Annotated in this window: 9 protein-coding genes and 1 riboswitch; of the genes, 4 read left to right on the top strand and 5 right to left on the bottom strand. The window is 35.6% G+C overall.

Annotated features, from left to right (window positions below; all coding sequences use genetic code 11):
- Nucleotides 1-57: 57 nt before the first annotated feature.
- The gene (locus AC1DKZ_RS19450; RefSeq protein ID WP_404457597.1) at nt 58-840 is read left to right on the top strand and encodes a nucleotidyltransferase domain-containing protein; all 783 of its coding nucleotides are present in this window, start codon (nt 58-60) and stop codon (nt 838-840) included.
- 98 nt (nt 841-938) lie between these two features.
- Here the strand turns inward: AC1DKZ_RS19450 and AC1DKZ_RS19445 are convergent, their stop codons facing one another.
- Nucleotides 939-2,465 (bottom strand): FAD-dependent oxidoreductase, encoded by a 1,527-nt coding sequence (locus tag AC1DKZ_RS19445; RefSeq protein WP_476996875.1) that lies wholly within the window; start codon nt 2,463-2,465, stop codon nt 939-941.
- A 578-nt stretch (nt 2,466-3,043) separates the two neighbouring features.
- Here AC1DKZ_RS19445 and desB point away from each other — a divergent pair.
- A complete protein-coding gene (gene desB / locus AC1DKZ_RS19440; protein WP_002091268.1) occupies nt 3,044-4,129 on the top strand; it encodes a Delta(10) desaturase DesB in 1,086 nt (361 codons plus the stop codon).
- Nucleotides 4,130-4,179: 50 nt separating this feature from the next.
- Here desB and AC1DKZ_RS19435 read toward each other — a convergent pair whose 3' ends face one another.
- The 3 genes from AC1DKZ_RS19435 to AC1DKZ_RS19425 all read right to left on the bottom strand — a co-directional run bounded on the left by AC1DKZ_RS19435 (nt 4,180) and on the right by AC1DKZ_RS19425 (nt 6,610).
- On the bottom strand, nt 4,180-4,872 hold the full coding sequence (locus AC1DKZ_RS19435) for an amino acid ABC transporter permease (RefSeq protein ID WP_476996874.1): 693 nt from the start codon (nt 4,870-4,872) through the stop codon (nt 4,180-4,182).
- Nucleotides 4,873-4,971: 99 nt separating this feature from the next.
- A complete protein-coding gene (locus tag AC1DKZ_RS19430; protein WP_002091263.1) occupies nt 4,972-5,766 on the bottom strand; it encodes an ABC transporter substrate-binding protein in 795 nt (264 codons plus the stop codon).
- Nucleotides 5,767-5,887: 121 nt separating this feature from the next.
- Nucleotides 5,888-6,610, bottom strand: coding sequence for an amino acid ABC transporter ATP-binding protein (locus tag AC1DKZ_RS19425; RefSeq protein WP_476996873.1), 723 nt, complete (start codon nt 6,608-6,610; stop codon nt 5,888-5,890).
- Between the two features lie 210 nt (nt 6,611-6,820).
- On the opposite strand from AC1DKZ_RS19425, the gene AC1DKZ_RS19420 reads away from it, so the two are divergent.
- Nucleotides 6,821-8,113, top strand: a complete 1,293-nt coding sequence (locus tag AC1DKZ_RS19420) for a methyl-accepting chemotaxis protein (protein WP_476996872.1) — start codon at nt 6,821-6,823, stop codon at nt 8,111-8,113.
- Nucleotides 8,114-8,143: 30 nt separating this feature from the next.
- Here AC1DKZ_RS19420 and AC1DKZ_RS19415 read toward each other — a convergent pair whose 3' ends face one another.
- On the bottom strand, nt 8,144-9,478 hold the full coding sequence (locus AC1DKZ_RS19415; protein WP_476996871.1) for an FAD-binding oxidoreductase: 1,335 nt from the start codon (nt 9,476-9,478) through the stop codon (nt 8,144-8,146).
- Between the two features lie 272 nt (nt 9,479-9,750).
- Nucleotides 9,751-9,842: riboswitch (cyclic di-GMP riboswitch) on the top strand.
- A gap of 163 nt (nt 9,843-10,005) precedes the next feature.
- On the opposite strand from AC1DKZ_RS19415, the gene AC1DKZ_RS19410 reads away from it, so the two are divergent.
- Nucleotides 10,006-13,635, top strand: coding sequence for a SpaA isopeptide-forming pilin-related protein (locus AC1DKZ_RS19410; protein ID WP_476996870.1), 3,630 nt, complete (start codon nt 10,006-10,008; stop codon nt 13,633-13,635).
- Nucleotides 13,636-13,649 lie beyond the last annotated feature (14 nt).

Here is a 13,649-nt window from a genome sequence, read left to right as displayed (position 1 = left end):
TAGTCGTATATTTGTCGAATTCCCAGGGAAATAATCAAAAAATGGAGATGGTATGAAATGAGAGAGAAAATTGAATTAGAACTAGAGCGAATTGAAAAAGAGAATGGTGTGAAAATTTTATTCGCTGTGGAATCAGGGAGTCGGGCGTGGGGGTTTCCATCGAAAGATAGTGATTATGATGTTAGGTTTGTTTATATACACCCTGTAGAATGGTATTTATCAATCCATGATAAGCGTGATGTAATCGAATATCCAATTAGTGATGATTTAGACATAAGTGGTTGGGATATTAAAAAGGCTTTGCAACTGTTTGCAAAGTCAAATCCAGCGTTACTCGAATGGATTCGATCGCCGATTTTTTATTCGGAAAACTCGAACCTTCCAGAGCAGCTTCAGCAAATGAGTGAAAAGGATTTTAATCCGAAATCAACGATATATCATTACTTACATATGGCTTCAAAAAACTATCGTGAATTTTTACAAGGTGAAAATGTAAAGTTGAAAAAGTACTTTTACGTATTACGTCCTATTTTAGCTTGTAAATGGTTAGAAGAGAAAGGGACATTGCCCCCAGTAGAATTTGACCGGTTAATTATGGAACTATCAGTAGAGCCTAGTGTATTGAATGAAATTGAAAAGTTGTTAATAAAGAAAAAAGCAGGTACTGAATTGGACGTTGGATTGAAAATTGAGGTGCTAAATCAATTTTTAGAAGAACAAATTAATTATTATCAGCAATATGTGAAAGATATTGAAAAGAGATTAGGGATTGATATTGAGAGTTTGAATACATTATTTCGAAATATGTTGTTTGAAGTATATGAAAAAGAGCACAAGTGAGTTTGTGCTCTTTTTGTGTTTTAGGAATAAAGAAAACGTTGCTAGTTACGATTATTCTTACAAAAGGGAGTAAATGAAAATTCACGCTGAATCTGTAATTATTCGTTATCAACTCGCTTTAATGGTTGATCTGCTGGACCTTCCATAACATTCCCATCAATTGAAAAACGGGAACCGTGACAAGGGCAATCCCAAGTACAATCACCGTTATTCCATTCAACTTCACAGCCGAGGTGTGTACAAGTCGTATCGACGATATGTAATTTTCCTTCTTTATCTTTATAAGCACCTGCTCGTTTACCGTTAACATGTACAACAGATCCCTCGCCAACTTCAAGATCTTCTGGTTTACGTAATGCGGTTTCAATTTTCCCTTCAATTAAATGTTTAGCAACATCAATGTTCTGAGAGAGGAAAGTTTTTATATCTGGGTTTGCATGAAAGCGTGATGGTGCAAACAGCTCTTTATATGGGCTGTGGACTTTTAGAATGGAGTCCTTCAGTAAATGAGCTGCAGCAGTTCCAGCTGTCATTCCCCATTTACGATATCCAGTTGCCACAAATATATTTGGATTCCTTTCGTTAATATGTCCGATATAAGGGAGTTTATCTAGCGTGATTAAATCTTGCGCTGACCATCTATAAGGAATTTCATCTACTCCAAAAGTAGATTCAGCAAAGGAATATAGTGCATCATAATGAAGCATCGTATTAATTCCTTGGCCTGTTTTATGGCTCTCTCCGCCAATCAATATCAACTTTTCTCCATTGCTTGTCGTATAACGTATGGAGCGTTTTGGATCATCGATACTTAAATACATGCCCCCTGGATAATCCGTTTTTGCTTTTATTGCGAGGGCATAGGAGCGTTCTGCGTACATTCGCGTAAAGAAAAAGCTATTAGCATCATAAAAAGGAAAATGTGAACAAGAGACAATATATTTACAAGTGATGCGATGGTCACCCTTTGTAATAACTTGTGGATAATCTCCTTTTTCCACATCAATAGCTGTTGTTTGCTCATAAACTTTGCCGCCCATTTCCACAAACTTTTCTAAAAGTGTTTTTAAATAAAGGAGGGGATGGAATTGCGCTTGATTTTTCATCACAAGTGCAGATTGTACGGGAATAGGAATCGACAGGGATTGAACATAGTCACAAGGAATATTTAATTTTTGATAGGCTTCATATTCTTTTGTTAAATTTCGCAGGCCATTATTGGTAGTTGTATATAAATACGAATCTTCATTTGTGAAATTACAGTCGATTTTATATGTTTGTACAGTCTCGTTTATGAATTGTAGAGCTTTACTATTTGATTCGTAGTAAAGCCTGGCTTTTTCAACACCAAAATTGTTTATTAATTCATCATAAATAAGATCATGTTGAGCTGTTACTTTTGCGGTTGTATGCCCAGTTGTTCCATTTAAAACAGAACCAGAATCAATTAAAACGACTTTCATTCCTTCTTTAGCGAGTAAATAGGCGGTGGTAATGCCTGTAATACCAGCTCCGATAACAGCAACTTCTGTCTTTATATTTTCGGATAAATGAGGAAAAGTAGGTAATTGAGTAGATTCAATCCAATAGGATGATGGTAACTGCGGAAATGTGTCATCTGTCATTTTGAAAACCTCCAAATTAGAACAATTTTCCTTTTAATATTTCCATATTATATGGAATTCATGTATGTTGTTTTCGTGGCGTTCTATTCTTACTAAACGAAAGAAAAAATATTTTAATATAATTATTTTATTGGGGCAGTATGAAGAAGTAGGATTTATATAAAGCTAAATTCAAGTGATTCCATTTGTTGATTACATAGAGAGTTCTTGAATAAGATAGAGTCTATGTTGTTTAAGTGGATATGTATATATACCTGATAAAGCCTTATGAAATCTATGCTTTTTCTTTAGTGAAATAAAGTATAATTATAAAAATATAACCAACTTTTATTACTAGGTCATAAAAGTTGTTGACAATATAGAAATTCTATTGTTATGATTCATCATGTGGAAAGGTTGATAGAGAGTAAAAAGAGAAATGTTTTTCATTGATAATAAAAGCGAAAATTAAGTGACGATAGAGTGAGTATATTTTCCTTATGATAAATGCTTTTTGGATCACGTAGTAAAATCAATCTGGAAGCAAGAATTGATATATGCAAGTTGCGCGGGGCGCGGCATAAGAAAGGGGCAAAAGGATGAAGGAGCTTCATACGTTTGGGTGGTATGCAGCACGTGTAGCACCACATTTGCCGAAAAAAGCATTTAAACCAGTTCCTAATCGATTATTTGGTGGACTGGCTTATTTACTTGTGGCATTGGCTGGTTTAATAACGATCGGTGTATTTGAATTGAATGTGTGGGCAAATCTAGGAATTGCAATTGTTCTTGGATTATGTTTTGCTTCACTAGGATTTTTAGGACATGAAATTTTACATGGGACAGTTGTAAGAAAGGCATGGCTTCGTGATTTTTTAGGTGCGATAGCATTTATGCCATTATCAACTGGCCCAAAACTTTGGAGAAAGTGGCATAATGCAACGCATCATGTTCACACACAGCATGAAGAGAATGATCCAGATGCATGGCCGACATTTGAGAAACTGAAAAAGAGTAAGTTTTTGAGTTGGGTATATCGCATGCCTCTTCATGTACGTTCATTCTTTAGTTTCCTGTCACTAACAATTCAATTTACGTTACATTCGACTCGAATGTTCTTTCATTTTATAAAAGAATTTAAGTCATCCAATCAAAAATCTGTATGGCTTCAACTTCTTTTGCCCTGGACAGTTTGGATTAGTTTATTGTTTATTATGGGACCTACAAAGTGGTTCTTTGCATACGTGATTCCGTTGTTAATTGCTAACTTTATTGTAATGGCGTATATCGCAACAAATCACCGCTTAAATCCTATTGTTCCAGTAAATGATCCTTTAGCAAACTGTTTATCAGTAACAGTACCGCGCTGGGTAGACGTTTTACATTTCAATTTCTCATACCATACAGAACATCATCTGTTTCCTGCTATGAGTTCTAAATACTATCCATTAGTAAAAGATAAAATTAAAGAAATGTGGCCGGAACGCTATCACGAAATGCCGATGACAAAAGCTTTGGCAGCACTTTGGAATACACCACGTGTGTATTATCACGGAAGTGAATTAGTTGATCCGCATAGGGAGCATTTCTATGGTTCTTTAGGAAATGGATTGGATCCTCATAATATTTCATATCGTGAGGAACATATAGAGGAAAAAGAGACTATAAAAAAAGTAAATCAATAATAGATATATCTTACGATGAAAAAGCAAGCTCTCTTAGAGCTTGCTTTTTGTTATAAAGAGACTTCTTTCTTGTTCTTCGTCTTGACCTGGACAGAGTTATTTTCTTTTCGTTGTAGTCGTTTTTCTAGAAGACTAACAAGATAAGTAAATAGAAGAACTAGTGCGAGATAGTATACACCAACAATGATATATGTATCTAATTGCTGGAAGTTACCTGCGGCAATTGATAAACCGGATCCCCATAATTCGGACATTCCTACATAAGCGACAAGTGAAGAATCTTTTAATCCAATAATAAATTGGTTCCCTAGAGGGGGAAGGGATAGACGAAATGCTTGTGGTAATATAATCCGGCGCATCGCTAAAGGGTAAGGCATCCCTAAAGAGCGAGCAGCTTCCAATTGTCCACGGTCAACGGACTGAATGGATCCGCGGAAAATTTCAGTAATATATGCACCGTTATGGATTGCTAAAGCAATTGCTCCTGCCCAAAAAGGAGTGAAGACAATAATCGATGTAATACCGAAATAGAGAATGGCAATTTGAACAATTAAAGGTGTACCACGAATAATGGCGATATATACATGAGCAATACTATTTAAAACCTTATTGTTAGAGATTCGAAAGAAAGCGACTAGTAATCCAATTAGTGAACCGAGTAATAGGGATGTTAATGTTAATTGTAATGTGACAATAGTAGCCTTTAAGAGTGTGGGATAAGTAGACATAAAAATTTCAAACATATGTGTCACCTCATATTGTATGGATTTTAGTAGTGAATGAAGTGCCCCACATCCACATACAAAGTGGGGCATGATTTATGAAATCTCTAAATGGCTAACTTACTTTGTTTTTGCCTCGTCTCCAAGAATATTACGCCCAAACCATTTTTTACTGATCTTTTCATACGTACCATCTTTAATGATTTCATCTAAAGCTTTATTTACTTTCTCAACCATTTCTTTATCATCTTTACGAATAGCAATTCCCATTTCATCAAGATTTAATGGTTTTCCAGCTTCTTTTATATTTGATTTACCTTCTTTGATCATACGTAAACCGACCATTTGATCAGTGATTACTGCATCAATACGTCCAGGCTCTAAGTCCATAAGTGCAGTAATATCGCTATCATATTCTGTGATTTGATCTGTATGTTTTGCAACAAGGTCTTTAAAGGTACTAGCTTTTACAACACCAATTTTCTTACCTTTCAAATCTTCTGGAGAAGAGATAGATGTATTCTTTTTAGCCACAAAAATTTGGGCACCAGAACGATAATAAGGATTGGAGAAACTAACAGCTTTTAAGCGTTCTTCTGTAATTGCCATACTGCCCAATATAGCATCATATTTTTTCGATTGTAGACCTTGAATTAGCGTTTCCCATGGATTTGTAATAGGAGTGGGTTTCATATTCATTTTTTTCGCAAGTGCCTCACCAATTTCCACATCAAAACCGGCAAGCTTTCCGTCATTTTCTTTATAGTTAAAAGGTTTATATAAGCCACTCATCGCATAACGAAATTCTTTTTCACCATTTGAAGAAGTAGTAGCACTTTCCTTACTACAGGCTCCTAGTATGAAGGATGTACATAATGTAATACTCGCAACAATGGTTAATAGTTTTCTTTTCATAAAACCCCTCCTATATATTGATCATACGGATGGTTTTAAGTATGTTACTGAGATATTTTATTTGGACAATTAGTTGTGCACCGTATGGATGTATTTCTTTTCATTTGAAACAGAAGTTACATTATAAAACGTTGCGTAAAAATTGTTTTGCTCGTTCATGTGATGGAGCTGAAAAGAATTGTGCTGGCGGAGCGTCCTCTACAATCTTTCCGTCATCCATAAATATGACGCGATCAGCTACATCTCTTGCGAAATTCATTTCATGAGTAACAATAATCATGGTCATTCCTTCTTCAGCAAGTTCTTTCATAACTTGCAATACTTCTCCAACAAGTTCAGGGTCTAAGGCTGAGGTAGGTTCATCAAATAGCATAATTTTAGGATTCATAGCAAGAGCTCGTGCAATCGCAATTCGTTGTTTTTGACCACCGGAAAGAAGGTGGGGAGTTACATCTGCTTTATCTTGTAGGCCGACTTTTTGCAAAAGCTGATTTCCGATATCCTTTGCATTTACTGTTTCTAATTTTTTTACATGGATAGGTGCTTCTATGATGTTTTCTAGTGAGGTCATATGAGGAAAGAGGTTAAAGTGCTGAAAAACCATACCGACATTTTCACGGACTTTGTTTAAATTTGAATGCTTTGGATCAATTCGCTCACCTTGTAAGTGAATTGATCCTTCATCGTACATTTCTAAAAAGTTAAGACAGCGAAGTAATGTACTTTTACCGGAACCACTGGCACCAATTAAAACAACAACTTCTTTTTCTTTTACTTCTAAATCAATTCCTTTTAAAACATCAAGCGAGCCGAATGATTTTACTAGATTTCGAACCTGAATCATACAAAACCCCCAGTCAAAAATATATTTTACAAATGTTTCCCCTTATTTCTGTTATTAGTCATAAATTGTCAGAATCCTTTATTTTTTTGACGGAATTTGATATTCAAGGGAATTATGATTTTTAAAATCTCTATATCTTTCTATAACGAAAATATGGATAATAATATATAGGTAGCACTTATATTGCTTATAAGAAGGGGGAAAGAAGAGATGGAAAAAGAAAGGAAGACATTTTCCTTTGGTTTACGTATACAGCTTATGCTATTTACTACAGTTTTAGCTTTTATTACATATTCAACAAGCATATTTTTTATTTACGTGATATACGATTATTTTCAAAGTTATGTAAGTCAAACTGTCTATAATATTATCGTTATGTTATTAGGTGTAGTATGGTCTGGAATTTTAGCGTATGGAGCAGCAATCTTTTTAATTAAACCACTTCGAAAATTGGAAGAGGCTGCAAGGAAGGCGGCCGATGGCGATATTCGTGAAGATGTCCCGTTACCAAAAACGGATGATGAGATTAAATCTTTAAGTGTTGCATTTAATATGATGCTCGAGAACTTAAGAGGTATGGTAAAAAATATTGATACTACATTTTCGTATACAACTAATCAAGTTCAGCAAATTAGAAAACAAACAGGGGAAGCGACAAAGCAAGCACGCGGTGTGTCTGAAACTCTTGCAGAGATTTCTTCTGGCGCCGAGCAATCAGCAGCTTCCATTCAGGCGATTGTTTCAACTGTCGATACAACAACCTCTATTGCGAGTGAAGTAGAAGAAAAAGCAAAACAGTCCGACGAGTTGTCTTTAGAAATGGTTCAAGCTTTAGGACAAAGTACACGTGTCTTTACTTCTTTAATTCAAGGCATTCAAACATTGGCAAAAGAGAATGAAGATTCGATGCAAAATGTACAGAAGTTAGAAGAACGAATGAAACAAGTAGAACATATTGTTTCTGTTGTGAGTGAGATTGCTAGTCAAACGAATTTATTAGCATTAAATGCTTCTATTGAGGCAGCTCGTGCTGGAGAGCACGGAAGGGGCTTTGCAGTTGTAGCTGAAGAAGTACGTAAACTTGCTGATGAAAGCGATCATTCTGCAAGAAATATATCGCAGTTATTACGAAATATGCAAGAGGAAGTGCAACAAGTCGCATTGAAAATGACGGAGCAAGTGAAAACAGCTAAAGAAGAGGCGAAACGTGGGGCAGCTACCGARTTAATTTTAAAAGAAATGTCATCGAGTATTATGGAAGTTGCCGATGCAATTAAGCAAATTAGTAGCTATATGAACGAACAAGTGAGTCACATTCATCAAACAGGAGCACAGACGAAGGCTGTAGCAGCAATTGCTGAGGAAACATCAGCTGGTTCACAAGAAGTGGCACGTGTGACGTTGCAACAATCTAAAAATATGGTAGTAATCGATCAATTATTAAAGGATTTAGAGAAGCAAGCAGCGGACTTGAAACAAACAATTGACCGATTTTCAATGTAAAAAGGAAGAACAGAACTCTGTTCTTCCTTTTTACGTATGGAAAGGAGGAATGCTTTGTTGGAAACGAAAAACATTACAAGGGTCATATGCTGTCTTCACTTTACGCAACCTTTGAAAATTAGAGCCATAATAACTAGTTTGCCAATTTTTTATGTCGATATCGGGCCAATTGACATAGTCTCCCAGTGTGTAAGGATCTAAGCTTTCCCGTAAATCTTTAACCCAGCGTATATTTCGATTTTCTTCATCGTTGCATTTCCAAGAAGTAATATATTCTTGAGCAATAATTGCCTTGCGGTGGAAATAAGCTGTTTCATTAGGCGAAATGTTTTCTACAGCACCTACGAGTGATTGGTGCCAAATACTCGCATCTTTATTTGGTGCATGAGAAAGAAAATATTGTAAGATTTGAATACCTTTAAGAGGGATAGGTTTATATACGTAGGAACCAGAACGTTTGAATTTTTCAGGAATATTGCCGCTATTAAAGAATTGAACAGCCTTTATATACGGGACTTCATCTATAAAGAGAGAAGGATTACCAGTTTCAAGAAGAGGAGATAATAGATGATAGAGTTCAGAAGGAGAGCCGACAAATTCACCTTTCACCTCGATTTTATTTCGTTGTTTAGAGAATAATTCAATTGATGAAGTGAGACGTTCATCTATATAAGGTGCCCAGTTTTGCCAAGCTTGAAATGCAGCAATAAAGTCTTCCCATTCCCATGTGAGTGAGAAAATGGAGACGTTTTTTATAGGATGGACCCGGAAAGTTAAGGAAGTAACAATTCCGAAATTTCCACCACCACCACCCTGGCATGCCCAAAACAGGCTAGGGTTTTCCTTTTCATTTGCACGAATGGTTTTTGCACCAAACTTTCCACATGCTTGTACCATTTCGACTTCTAGTAATTGATCACATGTTAGTCCAAATAAGCGTGAAAGCATACCGATGCCGCCGCCAAGTGTTAGCCCAACAATTCCAACGCTTGCACTTGTACCAGCTGGTATTGTAACGCCATGTTTCCAAAGATTCTTATAAACAGAGCCTAGATTTGCACCAGCCTCAATTGTTGCTGTTAATTTCTCTGTATGAACAGTAATTCTATTCATTTCACTTATATCAATAATAAGTCCTCTATTTAAAAGAGAAAAATTTTCATAGCTATGACGTCCGCTTCTTAAGCGAAATGGTATATGACGTTCACGAGCCCATTTTAATGCGTTACACACATCATTTTTATTTTGGCAAAAAACAATAATACAAGGGAGTTTTGGAATACTTAAATTTAAATTCATTCGGGCCACGTCATAGTCAGGATCTGAAGGTACGACGACACGACCGGTTAATTTTGTATGTTTCATTAGTATGACTCCTTTTTATAGAAGATTATTTTTACTATAATATATATATGAAAAAATTATTTAAGGGTGTTTGAATTGTATGCTAAGTGTAATATAAAAGAGATAGAGCAATAATGTATATGTAGTATAGCTTTATATTGAGAAGGAGCATTGTCAGTTTAAACTTTAGAAGTAAGATGTCTGCTGGTTTATTGGAAGTTTTTTGAGAATTATTATGTGAAATAAAAAAATATAGTGGATAAATTTTTATTTTTTTATAGAATAGTAATATTGGAATATCTTGGCACACTATTTGAAAGAATAGGTCGCAAAGCTTTGAGTCTAAGGTAATAAATCTTATTACTAGGATTGTCGGGTTGCAAATACAATTTGCAACCCGACAATCCTTTTTTATTTGCCCAATTATCAGATAATAAGATGTTTGTTTTAAGATGGCACACTTTATTGTTCTTAGGCTGAAAGCGGATGGTATTCGAAGAAACAGTGAATCTCCTTGTTGTTAAGGAGATTAATAGAGAGGTGTGAGTATGAAGAGTAAACAGATTAGTATATTTGTCATTTGTTTAATGGTAATGCAAATTATTGTACAGCCATTTATACATATTGTAGCAGCAGAAACATATGACAAAGAAGCGAATGTAAGTTTAAAGCTTTCGGTTGAGGGCGGAGATGGTTCGCCAAAAGATGTAGATAAAGATTTTGTATATCAACTGGATCTAAGTACATTTGGTTTAGAAGGTGGGCATAAAGACGCAAAAATCATTGTTAAACTACCACCTGAAGTCGAGTACGTAAGACATGGGAAAATTAGTGGCACGGATGCAGTATACGATAAAGAAACGCATTCAGTTATTTATACTTTTAAAGAGCCCCTTCCCAATGGAGATTCTAAAGCAGTCCCTATTACAGTGAAGTTTCCTAAAGGAACAAAAAATGGAACAAAAGCTACAGCTGTAGCGGATTTTGTATCTGATCAAGGAGGAAAAACTTCTAATGAAGTAACGGTTGTAGCATATGAAAAAGAAGTTCCTCCTGAACCACCTAAGAAACCAGAGTGGGAAATGCGTAAAACTCCTAATAAGTGGACGATTAAACCAGGAGAAGAAGTCGAATACACAATTCGTGCTCAACATGTTAGTGGGCCTACTACACTTGAATCACTTTCAATAAAAGACATATTACCGAAAGAAGCTCAGTTTATTTCAGCTAGTGATAATGGGAAATATGATGCGAATTCACATACAGTCGTATGGGATTTGAAAAATGTAGAAGGTGAGAAAGTTGTTAAAGTTAAGGTTAAGTTCCCCGAGGAAAATTTTGGTGAAGATCAAAATCAACAAGTTCTAAATAGAGTTGAGGCAAAACTAAAGCCAAAAGGGGAAGAGGAATTAACAAAACAAACACATGCGTATGTTGAAGTATCAAATAAAAAACCTCCTGTTATTCCTCCAGAGCAAGCTTTTTCAGAGCTGAGAAAAGCTGCCCAAAAGTCTGAATACAGTAAAGAAGAAGAAATTGCTTTTACACTATCTAACATTCAAAATCAATATTCTAAGGAAATTGATAATTTTGTGCTCCAAGATGACCGTTTTGATGAACAACTTCATTTTACGAGAATGCATACAGGTGCATTTTTAGGTGTAAGTGAATATAAGGTTTTATACAAAACGAAGAATAATCCAGAGTGGAAAGAATGGAAAATGATTCGTGGTAATGCGAACGGAGAATGGTTAGATGTTTCTTCTTTATCATTAGTTGAAGGTGATAAAGTAACCGGAATTCGATATGAATTTGGTAAAGTGCCTGCAGATTTTAAAATGAGTTATGGCGCATGGTTAATGTTTAAAGTGGATGATCCGAACTTTAAAGAAGGTATTTTGAAAAATACCGCACATATTTCATATGATATTGATGGAAAAAACTATATAAAAGAAGCGACAGCGCAAGTAAAAGTAAAAGAAAATCCCGAATCAAAGGTTACTTTTAAGAAAAAGGCGTTAACGAAGCCTGGAGAAAAGTATATCAAGGGAGAAGAAGTGGAATTTGAATTAACTGGTAAAGTTGATTGGAGTTCTACACCTTTAAAACAACCAATAATTGTAGATTGGTTACCAAAGGGATTAGAATATGTTCCAGGATCGGAGACATTTGCTGTCGTTAAAGATGAATGGGATAGAAAACCTTATGATGCAAAAAAAGTAAAGGTAGAAACGATTCCGAACTATAAAGAAAAAGGAAGAACCCTTTTACGATGGACTTTCTCTGAATTAGATGTTTCACCGAGAGACGCTGTGACTGTTAAGTTTAAAGTAAAGGTTAATAACTTTGCGATGGCAGGCAAGTACTATAATAAGGCGGGCTTAATGTCTAATGTCTCAACAATAGTATCTGCAGATAAGTGGGGACAACCAACAGGAAAAGATGAAAATGATCTTGATGGTGATGGTGACATAAATGACCCAATTATTGAAAGTCAAGATGCTGTTGAGATTGAAGAAGAGCAATCTTTAAAATCAATTAAATATGTAAAAGGTGAACTAGATGATAGTTGGAAAGGTTCACCAGAAGTAGCGACGACAGTACCAGGTGGAGAAGTGAAGTATCGTTTAAAAATTGAAAATGGTGGGACCGTAGCGGTTAGGAATGGTGTCTTAATTGATATATTCCCTGCAGAGGGTGACCAGTCAGTTTTACAAACGCAGAATCATTCACAAGAGCGTGGTAGTAAATGGACCCCATACTTAACATCACCAATTCAACTTACTGACGGTGATTTCATTAAGATTTATTACACGACTGTTTCAAAACCTAAGCGTGATGATTTAATTCAAGGAAATGATGCTTTTGTGAACCCGGATGGTGCAAATGATCCGAAGTGGTCTTTAGAGCCACCGGCGGATTTAACAAAGGTAACGGCAGTTAAATTTGAATTTGATAAGAATAAGCTTGTATATCCAGGCGAAGCAGCGACACTAGAATGGTCAATGCGTGCACCTGTTGATCTAGATGCTTCGGCGGGAATTGCATGGAATTCATTTGGATATAGTGCGATAAATGATGTAACAGGAAATTGGATTCAACCAGCAGAGCCAAACAGAGTGGGTGTACAGCTACATGCCTCGAAAAAGAGTTCATTAGGAGATTACGTCTGGCTGGATAAAAACAAAGATGGCATTCAAAACGATGGAAACACTGGTGTGAATGGTGTAGTCGTAGAGTTGTTAGATAAAGATGGAAAAGTTATTAGTATGACGAGAACTGGTAATGACAAAAAAGGAAATCCTGGTTATTACAAGTTTGTAAATTTAGATCCGGGTGAATACCAAGTGAGATTTATGTTGCCGGATGGTTACAAATGGACAAATAAAAACGTTGGTAACGATGAAAAAATTGATTCTAATGTTGATAAAGATGGATATTCAGAAATGATCAAACTTGGTGAAGATGAACATAATATGACAATCGATGCTGGACTAGTTGAAGATATAGTTGGTGCTGGGGAGTTAGAAGTTACGAAAGTAGAAAAAGGCAGCAATATTCCATTAAAAGGTGCTGTTTTCGAAGTCCGAGATAAAGATAATCATGTCATTCAAACAATTACATCGGGTGAAGATGGAAAAGCTAAGGCAATGGATTTACCAATTGGTGAATATAAGCTAGTTGAAGTCGAAGCTCCAGAAGGTTATAAACTAGATAATAAATCATACGACTTTGAAATAACGAAAGACACAAAAACGCCGATAGAGAAGACCGTTGAAAATGAATTGCTAGAAAAAGGTGTAATTGAAATTTCGAAGGTCGATGCTACAGATGTCAATCTGAAATTAAAAAATGCTGTGTTTCAGATTTTAGACAAAGATGGTAAAGAGATTGGGAAATTAACAACCGATGAAAATGGTAGGGCAGTTTCCAATCCATTACTGTTCGGAAAATATACAATTAAAGAAGTACAAGCCCCAGATGGTTATATGCTTTTGAAAGAGCCAATTACAGTAGAAGTCGGATCATCAGTACACAAAATAACAATAGAAAATCAAAAGAGTCAGTGGGAAATCCCGAAAACGGGAGGTATAGGAACAGGCATTTTCTATTCCATCGGTGGGATTTTAATGTTACTAGTTGTGTTCTTATATGTTCGAAATAAAAGGAATAAGTAATAGAGTTTTAAATT

The organism is Bacillus sp. 05T21 (assembly GCF_056396785.1).
The sequence above is the reverse complement of the archived record's forward strand: the minus strand, read 5'-3'. Positions and strand labels throughout refer to the sequence as shown.

Bases quoted from the DNA above. Each gene is read 5' to 3' on its own strand.
- AC1DKZ_RS19450 (WP_404457597.1), top strand. From the start codon at position 58: ATGAGAGAGAAAATTGAATTAGAACTAGAGCGAATTGAAAAAGAGAAT.
- AC1DKZ_RS19445 (WP_476996875.1), bottom strand. From the start codon at position 2,465: ATGACAGATGACACATTTCCGCAGTTACCATCATCCTATTGGATTGAA.
- desB (WP_002091268.1), top strand. From the start codon at position 3,044: ATGAAGGAGCTTCATACGTTTGGGTGGTATGCAGCACGTGTAGCACCA.
- AC1DKZ_RS19435 (WP_476996874.1), bottom strand. From the start codon at position 4,872: ATGTTTGAAATTTTTATGTCTACTTATCCCACACTCTTAAAGGCTACT.
- AC1DKZ_RS19430 (WP_002091263.1), bottom strand. From the start codon at position 5,766: ATGAAAAGAAAACTATTAACCATTGTTGCGAGTATTACATTATGTACA.
- AC1DKZ_RS19425 (WP_476996873.1), bottom strand. From the start codon at position 6,610: ATGATTCAGGTTCGAAATCTAGTAAAATCATTCGGCTCGCTTGATGTT.
- AC1DKZ_RS19415 (WP_476996871.1), bottom strand. From the start codon at position 9,478: ATGAAACATACAAAATTAACCGGTCGTGTCGTCGTACCTTCAGATCCT.
- AC1DKZ_RS19410 (WP_476996870.1), top strand. From the start codon at position 10,006: ATGAAGAGTAAACAGATTAGTATATTTGTCATTTGTTTAATGGTAATG.